This window comes from Pseudomonas shirazensis (assembly GCF_014268785.2).
Taxonomy (GTDB): domain Bacteria; phylum Pseudomonadota; class Gammaproteobacteria; order Pseudomonadales; family Pseudomonadaceae; genus Aquipseudomonas; species Aquipseudomonas shirazensis.
The window spans coordinates 970,669-994,783 of record NZ_JABWRD020000001.1 but is presented as its reverse complement, the minus strand read 5'-3'; the positions used below and the strand labels follow the sequence as shown (position 1 = coordinate 994,783).

Genomic DNA, 24,115 nt, shown 5'->3' with positions numbered 1-24,115 from the left:
CCGCCTCCAAAGCCACCGTGGCGAGAATGGAGGCCGCCATGGCCCTGGGCAGCTTCGCCATCGGCACTGGCGAGTTCGCGATCATGGGCCTGATGCCCGACATTGCCAGCAACCTGCACCTGAGCGAACCCCAAGTCGGCCACGCGATCAGTGCCTACGCCCTGGGCGTGGTAGTCGGTGCACCGGCGCTGGCGATTCTCGGCGCCAAGCTGCTGCGCAAGCACATGCTGCTGTTGCTGATGGCGCTGTATGCCGCGGGCAACCTGGCGACAGCTTTGGCCCCATCATTCGGCGGCCTGGTGGCGTTCCGCTTTATCAGCGGCCTGCCCCATGGCGCCTATTTTGGTATCGCGGCGGTGGTGGCCTCGAGCATGGTCGCGAGTAACCAGCGGGCCGGGGCGGTGGCGCGAGTGATGCTCGGGCTGACCCTGGCCATGCTGCTGGGCAACCCCGTGGCCACCCTGCTGGGGCAGTACTTTGGCTGGCGGTCGGCATTCTTGCTGGTGGGCGTAATCGCGCTATGCACCATTGCCCTGGTTTGGCGTTACGTGCCGCAGCGTGACGATGAAGCACGCAGCGATCCGCGCAAGGAATTGCAGGCGTTCCGCTTGCCGCAAGTGTGGATGGCGCTGGGCATTGCCGCAGTCGGCTTTGCCGGGATGTTCTGCGTGTTCAGCTATCTGGCGCCCACCATGCTCGAGGTGACCGGCACTTCGGCACAGATGATCCCCTTTGCCCTGGCGGCATTTGGCGCCGGCGGCATCATCGGCAACATTGCCGGTGGCAAGCTGTTTGATCGGCTGCAGTTCCGTGCGGTAGGCCTGGTGTTGCTCTGGTCGATCGGCGTGCTGCTGTTCTTCACCTACGCCGCCCATGCACTGTGGTCAGTCATGCTCGGCATCGCCCTGGTCGGCAGCATGATCGCCCTGGCAGCGCCGCTGCAGATTCGCTTGATGGACATCGCTCACGAGGCGCCGAGCCTGGCGGCGGCATCCAACCACGCAGCGTTCAACCTGGCCAATGCGCTGGGGCCGTGGCTGGGCGGCATGGCGATTACTGCTGGACTGGGCTGGACCAGCACGGGTTACATCGGCGCCGCGACCGCGTTGGTCGGCCTGGGCCTGTATCTGCTGGCGCGCCGCATGAAAGGCGGTCACTAAGCAACACGTTGGCGCAAAGTACTGACTGTTGCGCCCTGCTTCAATCAGGCATACGGCCTTGCCGCAGGCGTGCGGGCATTGAGCAGTGGCCGCGCCAGGCTGATCAGGCCCAGTCCGGCCAGCGCCGCGCCAACCCACAACGGCGCACGCAGGCCAAAGCCCGCATCGATCGCCTCGCCCCCCGCCCAACTGCCAAAGGCCAAACCAGCGGTGATGACCGAGGTGTGCAGGGTATTGACCAACGCGCCCGGCTCGGCGGCCTTCATCACCCGCGCGACCATCGCTGGGTTGAGCGCCACGCCGGTAAAACCGATCAGGATAAAGCACAGCAAATTCAACCAGCGATGCTCGCCGCCCAGCGCAAAGCCGGCCATGGCCAGCACCAACAACGCCAGCCCCCAACCCAAGGCGCGGAAGGTGTGCCGCTCGGCGATACGTCCGATGAACAGGTTGCCAAGCACGTTGGCGACGCCGTACAGCGCCAGCAGCGGTGCGACGTAAGCGGGCGATATGCCGACTTCGTTGATCAAGATCGGTGTGATGTAGCTGAATGCGGCAAAGGTCGCACCGATGATCAGCCCGCTGGTGACGTAGGCACCCCACAGGCTGCGGCTTTTCAGGTCGTCCAGTTGCCGACGCAGGCTGGGCTGCTGGCCGGCGACGTCCTGCGGCAGCTGGCGTGCGACCAGTAAGGTGCACAGCAGCGCCAGGGCAACGATCATCCAGGCACTGGCGCGCCAGCCGGCGACCTGCTCGATCACCGTGGTCAGCGGCACGCCGGCCACCGGCGACAGCATCAGCCCCGCCAGCACCACCGCAATCGCCCTGCCCCGCGCGGCCAACGGTACCAGCCCGGCACACAGAGTCATGCACAGGCCGATGCAGGCTGCACTGGCCACACCCATGATCACCCGCGCCGCCAGCAGGATGGTGTAGCTCGGCGCCACGGCGGACACCCCGGCGGCCAATAAATAGACGACCAACAAGGCGATCAACGCCCGCTTGTTACCGATGCCGCGAGAAATCAACAGCACTGTGAGCGGCGGCCCACCGAGGGCCATGCCCAATGCATAGAAAGCAATCAGGTTGCCGACCTGGGCCAGGCTGACGGAGAAGGCATCAGCCAATGCCGGCATCATCCCGGCGACCATGAACTCGGCGGTGACCAGGGTGAAGATGGTCAAACCCAGCAGGTAGACGGTTGCCGGCAGCTTGTACGGGGTAGTCATAACACGCTCAAACAGAAAAACAGAGCGGGCTACCCTAGGCAGATTTGACTCATCGGTCAAACTTTCATGAGCGCAATCGATAGTCGGCAGGCACCCTCCAGACGCCCTCAAGACCCTGCGAATGCGCGCAGATAAGGCTCGATATCGACGTCGTCAAGCTGGTCACTGCGCAGAAAACGCTCGCCGTACTCGCGGTACACGCCGCTGCTTAAAAACAGGCGGAACAGCCCTGGGTCGATGTGCTGGTCGCGGGCCATGAAGCCGAGAATCTTGACTGACTCCGACAACGACTTGGCCGCCTTATAGGGCCGGTCAGCCGCACTCAGTGCCTCGAAGATATCGGCAATCGCCATCACTCGTTCGGCGATGCTCATGTCGTCTCTCTTCAAACCACGTGGGTAGCCGCTGCCGTCCATCTTCTCGTGATGGTTGCCGGCAATCTCCGGTACGCGCTTGAGGTGGCTGGGCAACGGCAAGGTGTTGAGCATGATGATGGTCTGCACGATGTGCTCGTTGATCTTGAAGCGCTCTTCGTCAGTCAGGGTGCCGCGACGGATACTCAGGTTGTGCAGTTCGCCATAATTGTAAGCATGGGCCGGCAGGCGCATGTCAAAGCCCCAGATATTGCGTGGGTCGTGCTTGTCGACTGGCGGCTTGCGCTCACCCCATGGCACCAGGTGGTCGACACGGTCAGCCAGTAGTTGCTCAGGCGCCGGCAGCAATGCCGAGGCCACTGGCGCCAGACGTTCTGCCTCGTCACGGGACAAGCCCAGGCGGTTATCGAAGTTGCGCAGCCACGGGCGCGAACCAATGGTGCGCAAGCGCTCGATATCAGCATCGGACATGAACTCGCCGCCGATGTTGGCATTGGCGATAAAGGCGAACTCTTCCTGCAACTGCACCCGGGCATCCTCCAGCGCTGCTTGCAGCGCCTGCTGCTCGCCACCCTCAGCCAAGCGCTGCCAATAGAGCAACTCGGCATCGCGCCAGAGCACCTCGAAGCGGGTGCGGATCTCGTGGATGCGGTTGTTCAAAGTCTCCAGCTTGGTCGCCTTGTCGACTACGTACTCCGGGCTGGTGACCTTGCCGCAGTCATGCAGCCACGCCGCGATCCTGAACTCATAGCGTTCCAGTGCGTCCATGTGGAACTGCGCGTAAGGCCCACTGTTTGCGGCAATGACACTGTCCATGAGCATTTCCGCCAGCACCGGCACACGCTGGCAGTGGCCCCCGGTATAGGGGCTTTTGGCATCGGTGGCATCAGCGAGCAGCTGGATGATGCCGTCGAGCAGGCGTTGCTGGGCCTCGATCAACTGGCGTGTCTCTATGGCCACTGCGGCCGCCCCGGACAGCTCCTCGACGAACTGGCGAAATGCCGGTGCAATGCCGCCCGAGTGCAGCTGCGCCGGGCCCAGTTGCAACACCAACAGCCCAAGGCGCTGCCCGCTGCGGTCATTCAGCGCCACGGCCATGGTCGGTGTTTGGCCAGGCATCGCCTGCTCCACTGCGCTATTCAGTTGATGCGGCTCGTGCACGCCAAGCTGTAGGTCAGCGGGATAGCGCTCATCGCGATAGTGCGCTGCCAGGCGTAATACCTCGCTGTCTTCGCCGGCCAGATAGACAGCACCGCTGGTTACGGCAGTCGCCTCCACCAGTTCACCCAGCACCTGGCGAAGCATATCTTCCAGATTGGTTTCCCGGCTCAGGCTGAGGGTGATCGCCTGGAAGTTGTGAATAGTGCGTGACATGCCGCCGAGCACCTCGCTCAGCGCGCTGACCTCGCTGATCCGCGACTCGACCCCGACGCGCCGGCTGAAGTCGAAACTGGCCAGAGCCTGTACTTGCTCGGTCAGCGCCTGCAGCGGCTGGCCAATACGCCGCGCCAGGGCCCAGCCGATCAGCAGCAGGACCCCGATCAGAAGAATCGCCCAGCGCGCTTCGGCCATCAGCATCTGCCGCGCGCCGCCCAGTAGCTCAGCCGCCGGTACTGCGATCAGCAGGCGGATGTCGTGCTGGGTGAATGACGAAAGCGGAACCTGCACGCCGTACCAGTCCTGGCCGGCCGCCTGATAGTGGACCGGGTCTGCGCTCTGGTAATTGTTGACGAACAGCCAGCTGAGGCTGTCGACCGCCAGCTCGTCCAGGCGCGACAAACGCAGCGCCGCACCGTCCTGGACCACTACCCGCTGCAGATCTGGGTAAAACACTACCTCGCCATCACTGCCCACCACCGCCATCTGCGTGCCGGGGGTGGTGCGCAGGTCAGCCACTTCGCCGCCCAGGTCGTTGACCGAGGCGTCCATGCCCAGCACTGCGTGCCCAGTGATGCTGCGTTGGGCAACCGTCAGGCCGATCTCCTTGGTGGTGAAAAAGACATATGGCTTGGTCAACTGGGTAGTCGCGCTGGCCAGGCCCTCGACAAACCAGGGCCGCGTCCGCGGGTCAAAGTGGTAGTCCGGTTTGGCCTGGGTTTGCAGCAGCGTCAGACCTCGGTCGTAAAAGCGCCACTCACCGAGCATCTGCCCACTGCCGTCCAGGCTGATGCTTTGCAACAGGTACGCGGCACCTGCGGGCGCATGCACGCTCTGGCTGTCGGCCTCGTCGCGCAGCGCCCGTAACAGCACGAACTCGCCATTGGCATAGCCCACATACACCGCGCTGAGCATGCTGTTGGCGTCCAGGCTGGCCGCGAGCAAGGGCAAACGATCAAGCCGTTGCTGCAGCGTGACGGCCTCGGCAAGCGAGTCATGGGCAAGCAGACGGATCGAGCTGAGTACCGGGTTGATCAAGCGCTGCGCACGCTCGTTGATGGTGCGCGCCAACTGGCGACTGGTGTCGGCCGACGCAGCCAGCAACGTATGCTCGATGCTGCGGTAGCCCTGGTAGGCCAGCACTGCCCCAAGCGTCAGCGTACTGAACATGATTGCCAGGCCAATCAGCACTTGCAGGGAGAAGCCGCGGCGTGAGGTGTTCAAGGGTCTGGACCTTCTTTGGCATTCGTTGTAGTCCGCAGCTCGAATGCCCGCCGCGTCTGTTCCAGCTAATCCTAGCCCAACTCTTTACTTACACATGGCTGGACTATGCTGATTGACGGTTGCCCAGGTGTGCCAAGTAACAGCGCTGTCATGTACTGGACTCGGCTGGGCTCATTACATGAGCAATGCGGGCCCACAGGGCAACTAGCACCACCCTGTTTGACACCAATCGCAACGCTGCAGCTGGATAGTGTGAAAGGCCGCGCGACGTGGCGATTCCCCCTCGGCAGTGCGATCTCGGCAGAGATCTGTCCACAAGGAGCAACAACATGAAGTCAAAGTTACTGCTGACCGCGTTGTGCGTGGCAACACTTGCAGTGTCTGGCTGTGCCAGCAAGTACGTCGAGTCCAACCAGTATTCTGGATTCCTCAAGGATTACAGTTTGCTCAAGCAGGAGACTTCACCTTCCGGTGCGCCGGTGATGCGCTGGGTCGATCCGAAGCTCGATGCACGCCGCTACACCATGGTCTATATCGAACCGAGCCAGCTGTATCCAAAGCCGCAGCCCACGGCCAAGATTCCCGCCAGCACCCTGCAAGGCATTACCCAGTACTACGATCAGGCCCTGCAGCGGGAAATGGCCAAGGTCATGCCGTTGGCCAAGGGACCAGGCCCGGGGGTGTTGATCGTGCGGCCGGCGATTACCGGGGTGAGTGCGAGCACCAAGAGCCTGCAAGCCTATGAAGTGATCCCGATTGCCTTGATCGCAGCCGGCGTGAGCACCGCGACCGGTATCCGTGATCAGGACACCAGCCTCGCCACTGAAGCGGCCTTCATCGACGCGGGCAACAACAAAGTGGTGGCGCAGGTGGTGCGCAAAGGTGCGGGCGCCGAACTGGATAACGCCGACCAGGTCATGCAGACCAAGGATGTGAAAGCGGTACTCGATGGCTGGGCCAGAGACATGGCCAAGTCGTTCGAGCAGGTCAACAACAAATAGTCCAAGGTTACAACCGCAAAAGGGCTGCTCTGGCCGGCAACGTCAGCCAGAGCAGACCAGCGTGGACTCAAACTACCTGTCGGCGTCCATGCGCTTCAGCCTTGGGGACCTTGCGCTCATGCCCTTGACGCAGGCGCAGCGCAGCCAGCGCGGCGAGCACCAGGATCACCGCGATGATCTTCATCCCGTTCATGGCGTTACCGGTGGTTTGCTCGATCATACCCATCACCGACGGGCCGACAAAGCCGCCCAACAGCCCACACGAGTTGACGAAGCCCAGCCCACCGGCCAGGGCCGCGCCTTTGAGGCGTGAGGCCGGGTACAGGAAGATAATCGACTGCACAACAAAGAACATCAGCGCCGACAGGCAGAAGCCCATCAGGCTCAGCACCGGCCCTGCCAGCGAGGCGATACCCAGCCCGGCGGCCATGGTCAGCAACCCGCACACCAGCATCATCCGTGCCCGTTGTGGGGTAGTGGCAAAGCGCGGCAGCGCCATCGCACCCACGGCTGCGGCGATCCACGGCAACGAGGTCAACAAGCCGATCTGCAGCGTGGTCAACTCGCCGTATTTGCCGATGATTCCCGGCAGGAAGAAGATCACCGTATACACCGTGATCTGATGGCAGAAGTACACCAGGATCGCCAGGAAGATCTGCGGCGTCAGGCACTGCTTGAGCGAATGGCCGCCCTGCCCTGCGCCTTCGTCCTGCTCAGCCGCCAGGCCGCGCTCGATCTGCTCGGCTTCAGCCGGGCTCAGCCACGGCGCCTTGCTCGGCCGGTCCGGTAGTTTCTTCCATACAACATAGGCGAAGAATACTGCCGGCAGGCCTTCGAGCATGAACATCCACTGCCAACCACGCCATCCCCACAGGCCGTCCAGCTGCATCAGCAACGCGCCCAGCGGGCCGCCGATGATATTGGCGAAGCACACACCCAGGAGGAAGTAGCCAATCGCCCGCGCACGTTGCTCGCGGCCAAACCAATAGGTTAGATAGAGCATCACGCCGGGGAACAGCCCCGCCTCGGCCACGCCCAGCAGCAGACGCAGGATGTAAAACGAGGTTTCGCCCTGAACAAACGCCATCGCGGCCGAGATCAGGCCCCAGGTCACCATGATGCGGGCGATCCAGAAGCGCGCGCCGACCTTGTGCATGATCAGGTTGCTGGGTACTTCCGACAGCGCATAGGTCAGAAAGAACAAGCCGGCGCCCAGCCCATAGGCCGCCGCCGAAATGCCCAGATCCACATCCAGCTGATGCTTGGCCAGGGCGATGTTGGTGCGGTCGAGAAAGCTCAGGATGTACGCCGCAATCAGCAACGGCATCAGCTTGATGAAGATAACCTTGTTCAGCGTGGCTGAATCACGGGGTGTGGCAGCGCTATCGATGTTTCTTGTAATTGTCATCGCACAAACCTCATGGCTTGAGTAGCCGGTGAATGCTGAAGGTGCTGGCAGCCGGGCCCGACGCCCCGCTGCGCAGAATCCGCGAGGTCACGCCGGGGCTAGAAGTCGACCTTGTCCTTGCCTTTGAGGTCGAGCATTTCCCGGGCTTCATCCGGCGTTGCTACTCGCGCGCCGAGCGCTTCGATCACTGTCCGGATGCGTTTGACCTGGTCGGCATTGGACGCGGCCAGTTGGCCTGGGCCGTCCCACAGTGAATCCTCCAGGCCAACCCGTACGTGGCTGCCCATTGCCAGGCCCATGGTACCCAGCGGGATCTGGTTGCGCCCGGCGCCCAGGATCGACCACTGATAGGCGTCGCCAAACAGCCGATCAGCCGTACGGCGCATGTGCGCGAGGTCTTCCGGGTGGCCACCGATACCGCCGCGCAGGCCAAACACTGACTGGATGAATATCGGTGCCTTGAGCAGGCCGCGCTGGAGGAAGTGCGCTGCGGTATACAGGTGGCCGATGTCGTAGCACTCGATTTCAAAACGGGTGCGGTTCTCGGCACAGGCGTTGAGGATGTGCGCGATGTCGCGGAAGGTATTGCGGAAGATCCGGTCGTCACTTTCTGCCAGATATGGCCGCTCCCAGTCATGCTTGAACTCGGTGAAGCGCTCGAGCATTTCGTACAGGCCGAAGTTCATCGAGCCCATGTTCAGTGAAGCCAACTCCGGCTTGAGCTGAGCCACCGGCTGCAGGCGCTCTTCAACGCCCATGGTCGGCGCCCCGCCGGTGGTGATGTTGATGACGACATCGCTCTTGGCCTTGATCTGCGGCAAGAACTGGCGGAACAGGTCGACGTCCTGGCTGGGCCGGCCATCGATCGGGTCACGTGCATGCAGGTGGACGATGGCAGCGCCGGCTTCGGCGGCACCGATGGCGGCATCGGCAATTTGCTGCGGGGTGATCGGCAGATGCGGCGACATCGACGGCGTGTGAATAGCGCCAGTGACCGCGCAGGTAATGATGATCGGGCGTTTTCTGGACATGCGAATTTCTCCATTCTTGTTCTTGGTGAGAAAGTGAATACGTCAGCAGCAGGGTTGCAGCCCCCGCGGTTACTGCATGAGGGGTCGAGCCGTTACAGGTACTCGACGTTGCCATCCACGCTGATGGCCTGGCCGGTCACGTTGCGTGCCGCCGGTGAACACAGGAACAGCGCCATGGCGGCGACGTCTTCGGCGGTGACCATGCGCTTGAGCGAGATCTTCTGCAGGTACTCGTCACGCATCGCCGCCTCAGGCACGTTCAACTGCTCGGCCCGGGCGCGAATCACGCCGTCCATGCGTGGCCCTTCGACGATGCCCGGGAGCAAGGCGTTGACGCGGATATCGCTCTCGCCCAGCTCGCTGGCCAGGGACTTCATCAGCCCGACGATCGCCCATTTGGTTGCGGCATAAGGCGTACGCCAGGCATAGCCAAGGCGCCCCGCCACCGAGGCGATGTGAATCAGGTGGGCATTCGGCGAGGCTTTGAGCAGCGGCACCGCATGGTGGGCGAAGCGGTATTGCCCGGTCAGGTTGATATCGACGGTGCGCTGCCATTCTTCGTCGGTGACGGCGTCTATGCCCGCCGTCGGCCCGGCGATCCCGGCGTTGTTGATCAGTACATCGAGGCCGCCGAACTGCTCGCGCTGGACCTTGAACACGGCTTCGATCTGCGCTGGGTCGCCGACATCAGCCTTGGTTGCCAGGCTATTCGGGTAGCGATCACGAAACGCCGCCAGGGCCGCTTCGCTGACATCGCAGACATGCACCTTGGCGCCGGCCTCCATGTACGCCGCAGCCAGCACCTCGCCGATGCCGGCGGCGCCGCCAGAGATCAATACGCGCAGGCCGCTGTAGGGGATCAGTCGGTTCAGAACGCTCATGCTTTTTTAACTCCTGAGGCAGGCGACCTGGAACGGTCGCTCTTGACGATCAGGCGTGCCAGCGAGTCGGCCGCCTGCATGATGTCGTCGGTGACCGCCGCTCGCGCAGCGGCGCCATCACCGGCCTGCAAGGCTTCGACGATGCGGTTGTGCGCCTCCATCGAGCGTTGCAGGTGGGCCTTGTCCGGCGCGACCAGGGCAAAGCATGGGCCCATGTGCAGCCAGAAGTTCTCCACCGCAGCGACGGTCAACTCGGCGTTGGCCACAGCATAGATGCGCCGGTGAAAGGCAAAGTTGGTCCACAGATAACGCGCCACATCGACGTTGTCGGCGGCGTGCTGCATCTGTTCGCAGAGTTGGGTGATCTCGGTCAGGTCGCGCTGGGTCAGCAGCACCACGGCTTTCTCGGCCAGCAGGCCTTCGAGCGCTACCCGCGCGTCGCGGATTTCGCGCAGGCGCTCTGGAGTCATCATGCGCACCCGCAGGCGGGCTGTTTCGGTGACTTCAAAGGCGTTTTCGGCACTCAGGCGGTTAAGCGCCTCTCGTACGGGCATCGGGCTTGAGCCCAAGGCTTCGGCCAGGCCGCGGATGGTCAGCTTCTGGCCGGGCTGAAAGCGACCGCTCATCAGCGCTTCACGGATCTGGCGGTAGACCTGGTCCTGCAGTGTGTCGCGCGACACCGGGCGCATTACCGGCAGAAGGGTTGGGCGATCAGTCATGGACAGACTCACATATTGGCGTTGTTATGGCTTCAATATGTGATCACAAATAACATATGTCAATTGATTTCAACGCGACAGTGGGTTTTGCTCGAGAACGCCGGGGCTGCTTTACAGCCCTTTCCGACCGGTCCGGCGCCCCAGCAATGCCGACTAGCGCATAGCCCACACCTGCGGATTGACCAAATTCTGCGGCCGCTGATCTGCCAACGCACAGAGCAGATTACCTACCGCGCAGTGGGCCATGGCCTGGCGGGTTTCGTGGGTTGCCGAGCCAATGTGCGGCGTTGCCACCACGTTGTCCAATTGCAGCAACGGCGAATCAACCGCCAACGGCTCCTTGACGAACACATCCAGCCCAGCCCCGCGAATGCGCTGTTCACGTAGCGCTTCGATCAGCGCGGTCTCATCCACCACCCGGCCACGCGAGATGTTGATGAGGATGGCTTCGGGTTTCATCAGGCCAAGTTCCCGCGCGCCGATCAGCCCTTCTGTAGCAGCACTCAACGGTACGGTCAGGCAGACAAAGTCAGACTCTTCCAGCAATCCATCAAGGCTGCGGCAGGCCGCGCCATAAAGTGCCTCGACCGCGGGCTTGGGCTGACGGCTGTGATACACCACGCGCATGCCAAACCCCGCCGCCGCACGCTTGACCAACGCTTCGCCAATGCGTCCCATACCAACGATGCCCAGAGTTTTGCCGTGCACATCGGTGCCGAAGTGAGCCGGCCCCAGGTTGGCCTGCCAGTGCCCTGCCCGCACCCAACTGGCAAGTTCGACCACCCTGCGCGCCGTCGCCAGGATCAAGGCAAAGCCAGTATCGGCGGTGGTTTCGGTAAGCACATCGGGGGTATTGGTAAGGACGATGCCGCGCCGGGTTAGGTCAGCGATGTCGTAGTTGTCGACCCCCACCGAGACGCTGGCCACCGCTTCCAGCTGCGGCGCCAGGTCCAGCAGGCTGCTGTCCAGGCGCAGGCTGGCCCCGAGCAGGCCATGGGCGTGGGGCAAGGCATCGCGCAGGCGGGCCAGGCCATCCGCCTGCGCGGTGTCGACGAAGATCACTTCGGCCTGCTCGCGCAGGCGGCCGAGCAAATCATCGGACAAGCGCTTGTAGAGGACTATGGTCTTTTTCATGGCAGTTCCTTAGTGATTCAATGCCAGGCCCGCAGCGCGACGCTTGGGCTGAGCCTGAGGGGTACGCAGTGCGACCGTGAGGGCAACCGCCGTCAGCAGCGCACCGCACATGAACAGATAAGAGGCGCCTGGCCCGCCGGTGGCGCCATTCAGGTAGCCCACCAGCCACGAGCCACCGAACGAGCCCAGTGCGCCCATGCTGTTGATCAAGGCCATGGCCCCGCCTGCGACGTTGCTCGGCAGAATCTCCGGCACGATCGCGAAAAACGGCCCGTATGGCGCATACATGCAGGCTCCGGCCAGGACCAGCAGGGAGTACGACCACCAGAAGTGCTCGCTGCCCAGCGCATACGAGCCGTAGAACGCCAGCGCGGCGATCAGCAGCGGTGGCCAGACGAAGCGCTTGCGCTTCTGCAGCCGGTCCGAGGCCCACGACACGCCGACCATGGCCAGCACCGCCGCCAGGTACGGTACCGATGACAACCAGCCGGCGGTGACGATATCGACATTGGCGGCCTGCTTGAGGATCGACGGCAGCCACAGCACAAAGCCGTACACGCCGATGCTCCAGCAGAAGTACTGCAACGACAGCACGATGACCTGCGGCGAGCGGAACGCCTCGCGGTAATTCTTCACCGGTTTGATGCCCTGCTGCTCAGCCGCCAGCGCCGCTTGCAACTGGTCCTTCTCATGCCTGCTGAGCCAGCTCACCTGGGCCGGTTTGTCCGCCGCGAGGCGCCACCAGATAAACGCCCAGAGCACCGCCGGCAGGCCTTCGATGATGAACATCCAGCGCCAGTCGTAATGCTTGATCAGGTAGCCCGACACCACCGACATCCACAGGATCGTCACCGGATTGCCGAGCATCAGGAAGGTGTTGGCCCGCGAGCGTTCGGCGCGAGTAAACCAATGGCACAGGTAGATCAGCATCGCCGGCATCACTGCCGCCTCGACCACCCCGAGCAGAAAGCGAATGGCTATCAGAAAATAGACATTGCTGATCATCCCGGTCAGCGTCGCCAGCCCACCCCAGAGGATCAGGCTGACGAAGATCAGCTTCTTGACGCTGCGCTTTTCCGCATAGATCGCCCCGGGCACCTGAAAGAAGAAGTAGCCGAGAAAGAACAACGCACCGAGCAAGGACGACAAGGCTGGGGTGATCTTGAGGTCGTCGGCCATGCCGGAAGCTGCGGCAAAGCCGTAATTGGCGCGGTCCAGATACGCCAGGCTGTAGGTAATGAACACGATCGGGATGATGTACCACCACCGGCGACGCGCAAGGCTGGTCGTTTGCATGAGGTGTGCTCCTGAGCTTGGTTGTTTTTGTTGCACCAGGTGCCGGCTAACCGGCGATCAGCGTTTCAGGCGCAGCTGCGCCGGTTGTACAGTTCCAGTTCACTGCGCAGCGGCAGGCCTTCCATATCCCCGCGCGACTGCACCGCGCGGCTGCCGCACCAATTGCCGCGGGCAACCGCTTCACCCAGCGGGTAGCCTTCGAGCAGGCCACTGAGCACGCCCACTGCAAAGGCATCGCCTGCACCCACGGTATCGACCACCTGCGCAACAGCGAATGCCGGCACCCAGCCCTCAGCGTCTGCGCTGCAGAAATAAGCGCCCTCGCCGCCCAGCTTGATCACGACAAGCTCGACGCCTTGCTGCAGATAAAACGCGGCGATATCAGCTGGGCTTTGTCGACCGGTGAGCAAACGGCCCTCTTCAAGGCCTGGCAGCACCCAGTTGGCTTTGACTGCCAGCGCGTTGACCTCGCGGATCATGCTGGCCTGGTCAGGCCATAACGATGGGCGCAGGTTGGGGTCGAACGAGATGCTCCGGCCAGCGCTGCGCATGGCGTCGATCAGCGCATGCGACAACGCCCGGCAGCCCGCCGACAGCGCCAGCGGAATACCGGTGGCATGCACATGCCCGGCGCTGATCAATTGTGCGTTCAGCAGCTGCGGCGACAGATGACTGGCAGCCGAGTTGCGGCGGAAATATTCGACGGCGGGGTCGCTGCCATCATCGCAGCGGGCCTTGAGCTGAAAGCCGGTGGCATGCTCGGGGTCGACTTGTACCGCCGAGCAATCCAGGCCCTCCTTGAGCAGGCTGTCCAGCACGAAGCGGCCCAACGAGTCATTGCCGACCCGGCTCAGCCAACGCACCTTGAAGCCCAGCCGCGACAAACCGATCGCAACATTGCTATCGGCACCGGCAATGCGTTTGCCGAACTGGCCGACCTGCGCCAGTTCGCCGGTTTGTTCGGCGACGAACATGGCCATGGTCTCGCCAAAGCACAACACATCATGGTCAGGCATGGCTCACCTCCGCAGTCAGCGCAAGCCGAGCCAGGTTGTTGACCTGGGCGCGGGTTATCGCCAGCAGGTCGTCACCGACCAGAGGAAACTCGACTGCGCGCATCACAGCCGGTCTGAACTCGGCGAACAGCGCTTCCCAGGCCAGCAGATCGGCTGCGCGTGGCGGCACTGCGACCAGGCGGCCATTGGCCTGGAGCTCGACCGCCTTGCAGTGCACATAGCGCACCCAGCGGCCCAGCTCGTGAGCGGCTTGAACTACCGACTCACCCTGCCAGCGCCAGTTGCCAATATCGAAAGTCATGCCCAGCGCCAGTGCAATGGATTCACAGCGCAGAAGAAACTGCAGCATCGGTTCGATCCGCCCTCCGTGCGCAGTCTGGTCGTTTTCAACCAGCAGCATTGGGCCATCCGCCGAGAGTTGCGCAGCCAGCGCCGTCAGGTCACAGCGCGGCTGATAGTGGCCAAGGGAAACCTTGAGTGCCACCGCGCCCACTGCTCTGGCGGTCTGTAGCCTGGCAGGCAACGCCGGGTTCAATTGGCCGTCCTCCAGCCACAGCTCCAGCGGCGAGGAATACAGGCATTCCATGCCTGACGTGCGGATTGCGGCAGACAGCTGCGGGCAGTCCGGCGGGCTGGCGAACAGTTCTTCGCGCAGCTCGACTCGATTGACGCCGGCCGCAGCCAGCATCGGCACGAAACTAGCTTGGCCACGCTGGCGGACCAAGTCGGCGCCGTAGCTGGAAAGGCTGATGGAAACGGGGTTCGAGCGCATTGTTATTGTCCTTATGAAACCGGTTTCATTTCGATGCAAAGCAAACGGACGTGACTCCGTTGTTCAAATACGGGGGTTGGTCGATCCGCGAATGATCAGTTCGGCCTTGAGGTCGATGCGCTGCGCAGCAGCGTTACCGCCACGCAACCGCTCAAGCAGGCAATTGAAAGCCATTGCGCCGATGCGTTCGGTTGGTTGCGCCAGCGCGGTAATGCCGCTGCCGACCAACGGGTGCCAGTCGAGTTCGTCGAGGGCGAGCAGGCCGACATCCTCGAACAATCTGCAGCCGCGCTCGTGCAAGGCGCGAGTGACGGCCAGGGTGGCCACGCCGTTGAAGGTGAAAATCGCTTGCGGGCCATGCCCGCTGGCACCGAGGAAATTGCCCAGACATGTGGGCAAATCAGCCGCACACTCAAGGATCTGCTGGCGCATGCCGGGGCGGCGATTGATCGATGCGGTAAAGGCCTGCACCCGTTCCAGTCGCGAGCTGGTGCCATCCAGCGGCTCGCTGACTGCCAGAATGTCGCGGTAGCCGCGAGCCTGCAGGTGGTCCAGCGCCTGCTCGACTGCGTCGGCGTTATCCAGCCCGACCATATCGGCATTGAGCTGCGGCACCTGGCGGTCGACCAGCACCATGGGGATATCCCGGTGCAACGCCAGCAGTTCGCCCTGATGGTGGCCAAGGGTGTTCACGATCAGCCCTTCGACGTTGTATGACTGCAGCACGCGCAGGTGATGGCTCTCTTGCTCGTCATCGCGATTGGTGTTGCACAGCACCAGGCTGTAGCCGTGCTCGCGACAGGCAGTTTCAACGCCGCGCATCACGGCCACAGAATAGGGGTTGAGAATGTCGGCAACCAGCATGCCGATCAGGCGCGTCTGGCCGCGCTTGAGGCCCCTGGCCATTTGGTTTGGCCGGTAGCCAAGGCGCTCGATGACCTCGGCCAGATGCTGCGCAGTGGCATCGGCGAGCAACTGACGGTCGCCACCGATATAACGCGACACGGTCGCCTTGGAGACGCCGGCGACCCGTGCAACCTGGCTGATGGTGACCCGCTCGCGCGGGCTGGACGCTGTATCGGTCATCGGAGGTCTCTTGTGATTATTGTTTGAGACGGGTTATGAAACCGGTTTCAATACATCAAAAGTCGAGACCTAAGTCACCTACCGTTCGTCGGATCTGCTCTGCATGTCACGCTGCCCTGCCGCCAAACCGGCGCAGGACAGCATGCTGCCGTCAGCTCAGATCGTTGATGCACACCACTTTCGGCTGGGTCATGTCCTCATAAGCAAAGCGCACCCCCTCCCGACCGAGACTGCCGTATTTGAAGCCGCCAAACGGCATGGCATCGAAGCGATAGTCCGACGAATCATTGATCATCACCCCACCCGCTTCGATCTGCCTGGCAAGCTTCAACGCCTTGGCCAGGTCACGGGTGAACACTCCGGCGTGCAGGCTGTATTCCGGAGCATTGGCCAGCGCCACTGCTTGGTCCAGCTGGTCGAACGGCTCAAGAATCACCACCGGCGCAAACACCTCTTGCTGCCAGATCTGGCTGGCATGACTGACCTGCTCCAGCACCGTTGGCGCGTAACTGGCGCCCTTGCGCTGGTGACCGCAGAGCAGCTGCGCACCCTCGCTGAGCGCCTCGTTGACCAACTGTTCAGTGCGGCGCGCAGCCTGTTCGGTCACCATCGGCCCGACATCGGTTTCACGCAGGGCCGGGTCTCCCAGCACCAAGGCCCGTGCCTGGGCGACAAAGCGTGCGCGGAACGCTTCATAGATCGGCCGTTGCACCAAGATCCGCTGGGTGCCGATGCAGTTCTGCCCCGCCGCCCAGAACGCCCCGGAGACACACGACTCGACCGTGGGTTCCAGGTCGCAGTCTTCCAGCACCAGCACCGGCGCGTTGCCGCCCAAGTCCATCGCCAGCTTTTTCAGGCCAGCACTGCGGGCAATCGACTCGCCGGTAACAAAACCGCCGGTGAACGACACCATGCGCACCTCGCGCAGTTCGACCAGCGCCTTGCCCAACTCGACACCACCGGTCACGGCAGTGACCACCGCTTCCGGCAAACCCGCCTGCAGCAGGCATTCGACCAGCTTCAGGGCCGACAGCGGCGCCAGCTCGGACGGTTTCAGGATCAAGCCATTGCCACCGGCAATCGCTGGCCCGAGCTTGTGTGCGACCAGATTGAGCGGGTCGTTGTACGGGGTGATCGCGACGATTAACCCCAACGGCTCTCGGCTGAACCAGCCCTGGCGCGATTCTGAGCCCTCATAGGCCTCGAACGGCACCACCTCACCGGCATTGCGCCGCGCCTCTTCAGCCGACAGCTTGAGGGTATTGACGCAGCGTTTGACCTCTTTCTCGGCCTGGCGCAAGGTCTTGCCGGCCTCGGCGACGATCAATTCGGCAAACGCCTGGGCTTGCTCCTGCACCCGCCGCGCCGCCTCCTCCAACACACGTGCGCGCTGATGGCGCGGCATTGCCGCGGCCTGGCGCACACCTTGGCGGGCACGATCGAGGATGGCCGGTATCGCGCTGGCATCCAGGCATGGCACGCTGCCGATCAGGCGGCCGTCGTAAGGGCTGAACACATCGATCTGCTGCGCTTCGACCAGTTGCACATTGACCTTGCTGGCTACGCTCATGGCTGCTCTCCGCTTACTGCTGCTGGCTGGTGTGGATGGCGACGATGTCCGAGAGCAAGGCAAAGGCGGTTTCGATCTTGCCCGCCCCCGGGCCGGACACCGTGACTGCACCGACCAGCTCAGTGGTGAACGAGACCGCATTGGTTGCCCCGCTGATGCCGGCCAGTGGATGGCTAAGTGGCAACAAACGTGCAGCGACGCTGGCTTGCACCGAGCCGTCGGCCTGGCGCTGGGCCGCACCGATCAGCTTCCAGCACTGGCCATTGCGGCTGGCGGTGGCGATGTCTTCAGCGCTGATGTTGCTGATACCCGAGCAGGCGACGTCGCTGATCTGCAGCTTGGCGTTGAGCAGTTCGTTGGCGAGGATCACCACTTTCAGGCGCACGTCATAGCCATCGACATCGGCGCTTGGGTCAGCTTCGGCGTAGCCCAGCTGCTGCGCCTGTGCGACCGCCGCAGCAAAGCTCAGGCCTTCCTGCATGCGGGTAAGAACATAGTTGGAGGTGCCGTTGAGGATACCTTCGAAACCTTGCACCTCAGCACCGGCCAGCGCTTGCCTGGCCAGGCGAATCACCGGCGTACCGCTCATGACCGAACCTTCGTACTCGAACGCGACGTTGTTGCGCTGCGCCAGCGCCTTGAGCTCACTGCCGTGCAGGGCAATCGGGCCCTTGTTGGTGGTGACCACATGAATGCCGCTTTCCAGCGCCCAGCGGCAGAAAGTGGTGGCGGGTTCGCCGTCGACAGGATTGGTGAAAGTCGCCTCCGCGATGATGTCAGCGCCGGATTGCTTGATCACTGTCTCGGTGAAAGCTTCGGCGGTGCCACCGTGCAGCTTGGCACAGGCGCCTTTCTCGGCTGGCAGGGCCACCAGCTGGGCGGCATCGAGACCGTCGCGGTTGACGATCGAGCCAAGGAAGATATCGCTGACGCCGACGATCTTCAGGCTGAAACCCAGGCTTGCCTGCCAGCGGGCATTACGCTCGGCAACCAGTTGCGCCAGGCCACGGTTTACCCCACCAAAACCCACCAATGCAATTTTATATTCAGTCATGTCTGCGTTGCTCTCAGGCGTTGTTTGATGGAGTCAGCCTAAAGGTTCACCGCAGTCAGTTGAATTGGTCAGAATGCTGCATTTGTTGGTCGTTTTGCTCGCCTCAGTGCTCGGCCGAGAGCACGAACGAGGTCACTGTGTTTTCCACCCCGGGCATGCCGGCGATCTCTTTCCAGACCATGTGCACACGCTCGGGCGAGGCGGCATTGACCCGCAGCATCAGGTCGAACTCACCACTGAGCACTTCGCATTGGACTACCTCGGGAATGCCGCGCAAGCCGGCCAGCACATCGGCGCCGCGCATGCGGTCATAGCGGTAGACAAAGATCACCGCGCTGATCAATGACGAGGCCCGCCGCGAATCGCCGAGGCGGATGGTATAGCCCTGGATTGCGCCATCGCGCTCCAGCCGCTCGATCCGCTGGCGCACCGCGTTACGCGACAGATTGACCTTGGCGCCCAGCTCGGCGTGGCCGATCCGCGCATTGGCGGTCAGCTCGGCCAGGATATGTTCGTCCAGTGGATCAAGAATGCGCTTCATGGCCGCGCCTGCGTTGCTTGGCGCAGCGCCTGGATCAAGCTGGCCAGATCCCCCGTTTGCAGGCCCGTGCGCACCTCGTCCGGTTCGGCCAGGGCGGCAACCGGGCCAGGCCAGACCCCAAGCTCCGCCAGCAGACCAGCCGATTTGCTCGGCGCGATTTGCCCGAGGGTGACCATCGGCGCGCCCAGGCTGCGTCGCTGAATCCGCCCAGACAACGCGCCCACGGCAGTATGTGGATCAACGGCCGCGCCGGTCTCGGCAAACAAGCGCAGGACTTCTTCGCGAATCTGCAGCTCCTCAACCGCATGTGAGTCGAACAGCACCCGCGCCCGCAACCATTGCTGATTGCCGATGCTAAGCTCACCGCACGCCTCGAAGTGCTCCATCAACGCCCTCACCGCATGGCCATCATGGTCGTACAGCTCCCAGATAAACCGCTCAAGGTTGGAGTACAGTGAGAAGTCCATCGCCGGCGACGAGGTGCGGCTGGTTTGCCGGGTCGAGTAGCGGTTGCGCTGGATGAAGTGATGGAGGGCGTCGTTGCTGTTGGTCGAAACGATCACCTGGTTGATCGGCAAGCCCATCTTCTGCGCGATGTAGCCTGCGTAGATTTCGGCAAAGCTCGCCGCGGGTACGCTGAAGGCCACCGGCCGCGTGCCGCCGCCAAGCTGCAGCGCGGCGTGAAAGTAATAGACGATCTGCGCCAGCACCCCGACCCAGTTGGTCGAGTTGAAGCAGATCGGCGTCACCTCAGGCAACGGCCACTGGCGCAGCAGGCGCGACACCAGGGTCTGACAGTCGTCGAAACTGCCCGCTACCGGGATCAGCGCGACCTGTTGCGGGTTTGCCTGGTGCAAGGCCGCCAACTGCGCCGGCGGCACACCCTGCTCGGGGTACAACACGGCCAGTTGAGCGTTGGAGCTGCCAGCAAAGGCCTCGATCGCGGCCAGCCCGGTCTCGCCGTTGGTGGCACCGATCACCAGCGCCCTGCCCTGTTGTTGCGGCAGAAAGTGCGCAACCAGGCGCGCCTGCAACTGCGCAGCAAAATCCTTGGACGACTGCGTCGGGCCATGGAACAGCTCTAGAATCCATTCGTTATGGCCGATCTGCCTTAACGGCGTGATCGCCCGATGATCGAAGTCGCGGTAGCTGTCACTGAGCAGCGCGCGCAACGCAGCTTCGTCCATTGCTCCGCCCACGTAGGGCGAGACCACCCGCCAGACCAGCTCGTCGAACGGCAGCCACGACCAGCTGCCGATCTGCTCCGGGGTGTATTGCGGCACGGCCTGGGGCACGAACAAGCCGCCATCGTCGGCAAGCCCGGAGAGCACTACCCGGCGAAAATCGGCCAGCCCAGCTGCGCCGCGGGTGCTTACGTAATGCATGATGACTCCTGATAAGAGCTACGCGATAAGGTCTAAAAATGACGATGGGCCTGTGCCACCAGCCAGGTGGAAAATGCGGCGGCCTCGGTGCTCAGGGTTTCGCCCTGGGCGCGGACCAGATAGAACGATTCGCTGGCTTCGATACGCTGGCTGAACGGCGCGACCAGCGCGCCAGACGCGAGCAGATCCTCGACGATGGACGAGCGCGCCAAGGCCACGCCCTGGCCCAGCTCGGCCATGCGCAAGGTGGAAACCATGGTGTCGAACTGCAAACCGCGCGAGTAATCCACGGCATCGGCACCGACTCGCTTGAGCCAATAGCCCCAGCCCTCTTCATAACCCAGCACATGCAGCAGCGCATGCCGGGCCAGGTCGCGCGGGTGTTGCAGGGGAGCGGCGGCGAGCAGCGCCGGCGAACAGACCGGTTGCAGCACATCCCAGGTCAAGCGCTGCGACACCAGCCCAGGCCAACTGCCAGCACCCCAGCGAATCTCCAGATCGTCTTCACCGTCAGGCTCTTTCACCCATAGGTTGCTGATGAAACGGATGTCGATCAGCGGGTGCTCTCGGCAAAAATCCGCCAGCCGTGGTGCCAGCCAGTACTGCAGGAAACTCAAGCTGCCACGCACCTTCACCGGGCGGCGCTGGTTGTGGCCGAAGATCTCGTTGGTGCCCACTGCCAGCCGGCTGATGGCGTCCTGCACCACCGGCAGATAGGACTGGCCTTCTTCGGTCAGGCCCAGCCCGCGTGGCAGGCGCTTGAACAACGCGACCCCAAGGTGGCTCTCCAGCTGGCGGATCTGCTGGCTGACCGCGCCCTGGGTCAGGCACAGCTCCTCGGCCGCGTGGGTGAAGTTGAGGTAACGCGCCGACACTTCGAACGCCCGCAGCCAATTCAGCGGCGGTAGGGTTTTTTGATTCATCGGCGCAACCTCTTCGGCAATTGACTGCGTGCACTATCGCTTGCGCGGCTCAGGCAGCGCTAGCCGGACGCTGCACGCCAGCCTCGGCGCGCAGGCGTTGCGCACGTTTGTTGCGGGTCACCCAGTAGACGAAGTAGCACCACGCTATGAACGGCAGGCCGAAGTACAGCGCTACCCGTTGCGCCGGGTCAAAGGCAATACCGATACAGGCCAGCAGGCAGCAAGCGATCGCGCCCAAGGGTACCCAAGGATAGCCACGCACGCGAAAGTGCAGATCTTCGACTCGGCCGCCGTTAGCTACGTAGTGGCGGCGGAAGGCAATCTGGCTGGCGGCAATGCTCATCCACACCACCACCACGGCCAGCCCCGAAATCGACACCAGTGCCAGGTACACGGTATCCGGCGCCAGTACACTGCTGAGCAACGAGGCCACGGCCCCGGCCATGCTCAGGATGATCGCGTTGACCGGCGTGCCGCGCCGCGACAGGCGGGCATAGCACTTGGGCATATGGCCCTGATCGCTGAGGGTCCAGAGCATCCGCGAGGCTGCATACAGGCCAGAGTTGGCCGCCGACAGCAGCGCGGTGAGGATCACGAAGTTCATGATATCGGCCGAGTACGGAATGCCGATCAGCTCGAACACCAGCACGAACGGGCTTTCGACCAGGCCGGCCTGTTCGCGCGGCAGCAAGGTGGCGAGCACGAAGATGGTGCCGACGAAGAACAGCGCCAGGCGCACGATGGTGGTGCGGATCGCCTTCGGCACGCTGGTCTGCGGATCGGCCGCTTCACCTGCGGCAATGCCGATCAGCTCGGTCCCGGAGAACGCGAACGACACCGCCAGCAAGGTCATGGCGATCGGCAGGAAGCCGGTCGGGAACAGCCCTTCACGGGTAAAGTTGCTCAGCCCCGCGCCCTGCGCATGCTGCACATCGAACAGCCCGCAGATCGCGCCACCGCCGATGGCAATGAACACCACCACCGTCAGGACCTTGATCAGCGACAGCCAGAATTCGGTTTCGGCAAACAGCCGCACCGACACTACATTGCTGATGAACACCGCCAGCGCAAACAGCGCGCTCCAGATCCACACCGGCGTTTCCGGGAACCAGCGCACCATCAGGATGCCGGCGGCGGTGAACTCCGAGCCGATGGCCACCGCCCAGGTCAGCCAGTACAGCCAGGCCACGGTGTAGCCGGTGCCGGGCCCCAGGTAGCGGGTGGCGTAGCTGCTGAACGAGCCGGTTTCCGGCATCTGCACGGCCAACTCGCCCAGGCAGACCATGACCAGATAGACCATTACCGCGCCAATCATGTAGGCGATCACTGCGCCCAGCGGACCGGCCTGGTTGACGGTGTAGCCGGAAGTGAGGAACAGGCCAGTGCCGATCACACCGCCCAACGCCAGCATGACGATGTGGCGGGTTTGCATGTCTTTGTTGAACGCAGGGCCGCTGCCGGCCTGTGCGTCATTGTGCTCAGAGTGCATGGTTTTATTCTCATGAAAGTGATGGCGAACACGCCCCGCCGCGATGACGCCACGGTGAGTCCGGCAGCCAGCAGTTGTTGTTATTGTCGGTTTTCATGAAGCGACCTGGCGACGTTTTTATCGCCAGGCCTTGAGCTCACGCTAGGCGTGCACTGCAGTGCACTGAGGTTGCGTACGCTGTCGCTCGCGCAACACGGTGCAGGCATCACGCAGGTCCGCGAGCAGGTCGGCGGTGTCTTCGATACCGACCGAGATGCGCACCAGGCCTTCGGAAATGCCCAGTGCCTGACGCTCTTCCAGGGTGTTTTCAACATGGCTGGTGGTGCGCGCCGGGCCATAGATGGTTTCTACCGCACCCAGGTTGCCGGCACGGTGGGCGTACTTGAGCAGCGGCAGCAACTGCGCTACATCGCGCATGCCACCTTTGAGCACGAAGCTGACAATCGCGCCAAAGCCACGCATCTGCGCGCGGGCAATGGCATGCCCAGGGTGCTCGGCCAGGCCCGGGTAGTTGACTGCTTCGACCAAAGGCTCGGTGCACAGGTACTCCGCCAGCGCCTGGGCACTCGCTTGCTGCTGACGCAGGCGCAGGGCCAGCGTCTTGATCCCGCGGATGATCAGGTAGGCCGAGAACGGGTCCAGCGCGGCGCCGTTGATTTCGCGGTAGTGGCGCACCTTGCTCATCAGTTTTTCAGCGCCGCAGGCAATACCGCCCAGCACATCGCCGTGGCCGGAGAGGAACTTGGTTGCGCTGTGCACCACTACGTCAACACCAAGCGCCAGCGGGTTCTGGTTCAACGGCGTGGCGAAGGTATTGTCCGCCACCACCAGCGCCCCTACCCGCTTGGCCGCTGCGACCAGGCGGCGGATGTCCAGCACCTTCAGGGTCGGATTGGTGGGGGTTTCCAGGTACACCACGTTGCAGCCACGGGCGATCTCTCGCTCGATGGCCTCGGTGTCGTAGGTGTCGCACAGGGTTACCTCAACGCCCATTCGCGGCAGGAACTCTTCGAAGATCTTGTTGGTGCCGCCATAGCTGTCGCGGGTCGACACCACCCGTTGGCCACAGGCCAGCAGGCTGTGCAGCACGCCACTGATGGCGGCCATGCCAGAGCTGAAGGCGACTGCGGACTCGGCGGCCTCCAGCGCGCACAGTTTGTCTTCAAGCACGGCAACGGTGGGGTTGCTCATGCGGCTGTAGATAAACCCAGGCTGATTGCCCAGCGCCACGTCATACCAGGTGTCGATATCGTCGTAGCCATAGGCGGCGCTGGCCACGATCGGCGTCTGGGTAGCGTTGTAAGGGTGGCTGACCTGCTCGCCGCCCCACACTACGCGGGTGCCGGCGCCGACCTTGGCGTCGAGGGTTTTCTTGTTGTTCATAGCCAGTCTCGCATCAAGGGAGCACGTCGGTGCTCCGTTTGGGTATGCGAGGACTATAGGGA

20 protein-coding genes are annotated in these 24,115 nt (G+C 63.1%); 2 read left to right on the top strand and 18 right to left on the bottom strand.

The window, feature by feature from the left end; all coding sequences use genetic code 11:
* Positions 1-26 precede the first annotated feature (26 nt).
* Entirely contained in the window at positions 27-1,160 is a 1,134-nt protein-coding gene (locus HU736_RS04275; protein ID WP_411563200.1) for an MFS transporter, read from the top strand.
* 44 nt (positions 1,161-1,204) lie between these two features.
* Here the strand turns inward: HU736_RS04275 and HU736_RS04270 are convergent, their stop codons facing one another.
* A complete protein-coding gene (locus HU736_RS04270) occupies positions 1,205-2,389 on the bottom strand; it encodes an MFS transporter (RefSeq protein WP_103437276.1) in 1,185 nt (394 codons plus the stop codon).
* A gap of 107 nt (positions 2,390-2,496) precedes the next feature.
* Positions 2,497-5,364 (bottom strand): HD domain-containing phosphohydrolase, encoded by a 2,868-nt coding sequence (locus HU736_RS04265; protein ID WP_437180448.1) that lies wholly within the window; start codon positions 5,362-5,364, stop codon positions 2,497-2,499.
* 329 nt (positions 5,365-5,693) lie between these two features.
* Here HU736_RS04265 and HU736_RS04260 point away from each other — a divergent pair, with 329 nt between their 5' ends.
* Positions 5,694-6,365: a DUF3313 domain-containing protein gene (locus HU736_RS04260; RefSeq protein WP_103437275.1), complete on the top strand. Its 672-nt coding sequence runs from the start codon at positions 5,694-5,696 to the stop codon at positions 6,363-6,365.
* 67 nt (positions 6,366-6,432) lie between these two features.
* Here HU736_RS04260 and HU736_RS04255 read toward each other — a convergent pair whose 3' ends face one another.
* The 16 genes from HU736_RS04255 to HU736_RS04180 form a co-directional block, all read right to left on the bottom strand.
* A complete protein-coding gene (locus HU736_RS04255) occupies positions 6,433-7,773 on the bottom strand; it encodes an MFS transporter (RefSeq protein WP_186698187.1) in 1,341 nt (446 codons plus the stop codon).
* A 98-nt stretch (positions 7,774-7,871) separates the two neighbouring features.
* Positions 7,872-8,804, bottom strand: a complete 933-nt coding sequence (gene kce, locus HU736_RS04250; protein ID WP_103437273.1) for a 3,5-dioxohexanoate:acetyl-CoA acetone transferase — start codon at positions 8,802-8,804, stop codon at positions 7,872-7,874.
* A 92-nt stretch (positions 8,805-8,896) separates the two neighbouring features.
* Positions 8,897-9,685 (bottom strand): SDR family oxidoreductase, encoded by a 789-nt coding sequence (locus HU736_RS04245; protein WP_101319239.1) that lies wholly within the window; start codon positions 9,683-9,685, stop codon positions 8,897-8,899.
* Positions 9,682-10,404 (bottom strand): GntR family transcriptional regulator, encoded by a 723-nt coding sequence (locus tag HU736_RS04240; RefSeq protein WP_150569301.1) that lies wholly within the window; start codon positions 10,402-10,404, stop codon positions 9,682-9,684. Before HU736_RS04240 ends, HU736_RS04245 begins: the two co-directional genes overlap by 4 nt.
* 153 nt (positions 10,405-10,557) lie before the next feature.
* A complete protein-coding gene (locus HU736_RS04235) occupies positions 10,558-11,538 on the bottom strand; it encodes a 2-hydroxyacid dehydrogenase (protein ID WP_186698189.1) in 981 nt (326 codons plus the stop codon).
* A 9-nt stretch (positions 11,539-11,547) separates the two neighbouring features.
* Positions 11,548-12,834, bottom strand: coding sequence for an MFS transporter (locus HU736_RS04230; RefSeq protein ID WP_186698191.1), 1,287 nt, complete (start codon positions 12,832-12,834; stop codon positions 11,548-11,550).
* 65 nt (positions 12,835-12,899) lie between these two features.
* Positions 12,900-13,850, bottom strand: coding sequence for a sugar kinase (locus HU736_RS04225; RefSeq protein WP_186698193.1), 951 nt, complete (start codon positions 13,848-13,850; stop codon positions 12,900-12,902).
* Positions 13,843-14,622, bottom strand: coding sequence for a sugar phosphate isomerase/epimerase family protein (locus HU736_RS04220; RefSeq protein ID WP_186698195.1), 780 nt, complete (start codon positions 14,620-14,622; stop codon positions 13,843-13,845). The genes HU736_RS04225 and HU736_RS04220 overlap by 8 nt, the downstream gene beginning before the upstream one ends.
* A gap of 63 nt (positions 14,623-14,685) precedes the next feature.
* Positions 14,686-15,708 carry a LacI family DNA-binding transcriptional regulator gene (locus HU736_RS04215; RefSeq protein ID WP_186698197.1) on the bottom strand — a complete coding sequence of 341 codons (1,023 nt, stop codon included), beginning with the start codon at positions 15,706-15,708 and terminating at the stop codon, positions 14,686-14,688.
* 151 nt (positions 15,709-15,859) lie between these two features.
* On the bottom strand, positions 15,860-17,278 hold the full coding sequence (locus HU736_RS04210) for an aldehyde dehydrogenase family protein (protein ID WP_186698199.1): 1,419 nt from the start codon (positions 17,276-17,278) through the stop codon (positions 15,860-15,862).
* 13 nt (positions 17,279-17,291) lie between these two features.
* Positions 17,292-18,332, bottom strand: a complete 1,041-nt coding sequence (locus HU736_RS04205) for a homoserine dehydrogenase (RefSeq protein ID WP_186698201.1) — start codon at positions 18,330-18,332, stop codon at positions 17,292-17,294.
* Positions 18,333-18,435: 103 nt separating this feature from the next.
* Positions 18,436-18,873: an Lrp/AsnC family transcriptional regulator gene (locus HU736_RS04200; protein ID WP_186698204.1), complete on the bottom strand. Its 438-nt coding sequence runs from the start codon at positions 18,871-18,873 to the stop codon at positions 18,436-18,438.
* Positions 18,870-20,258, bottom strand: a complete 1,389-nt coding sequence (gene thrC / locus HU736_RS04195; RefSeq protein WP_186698206.1) for a threonine synthase — start codon at positions 20,256-20,258, stop codon at positions 18,870-18,872. The genes HU736_RS04200 and thrC overlap by 4 nt, the downstream gene beginning before the upstream one ends.
* Before the next feature lie 32 nt (positions 20,259-20,290).
* Positions 20,291-21,181 (bottom strand): LysR substrate-binding domain-containing protein, encoded by an 891-nt coding sequence (locus HU736_RS04190; protein ID WP_186698208.1) that lies wholly within the window; start codon positions 21,179-21,181, stop codon positions 20,291-20,293.
* 49 nt (positions 21,182-21,230) lie between these two features.
* Positions 21,231-22,670 carry an amino acid permease gene (locus HU736_RS04185; RefSeq protein WP_103437260.1) on the bottom strand — a complete coding sequence of 480 codons (1,440 nt, stop codon included), beginning with the start codon at positions 22,668-22,670 and terminating at the stop codon, positions 21,231-21,233.
* Positions 22,671-22,811: 141 nt separating this feature from the next.
* On the bottom strand, positions 22,812-24,053 hold the full coding sequence (locus tag HU736_RS04180; RefSeq protein WP_186698210.1) for a cystathionine gamma-synthase family protein: 1,242 nt from the start codon (positions 24,051-24,053) through the stop codon (positions 22,812-22,814).
* Positions 24,054-24,115: the final 62 nt, after the last annotated feature.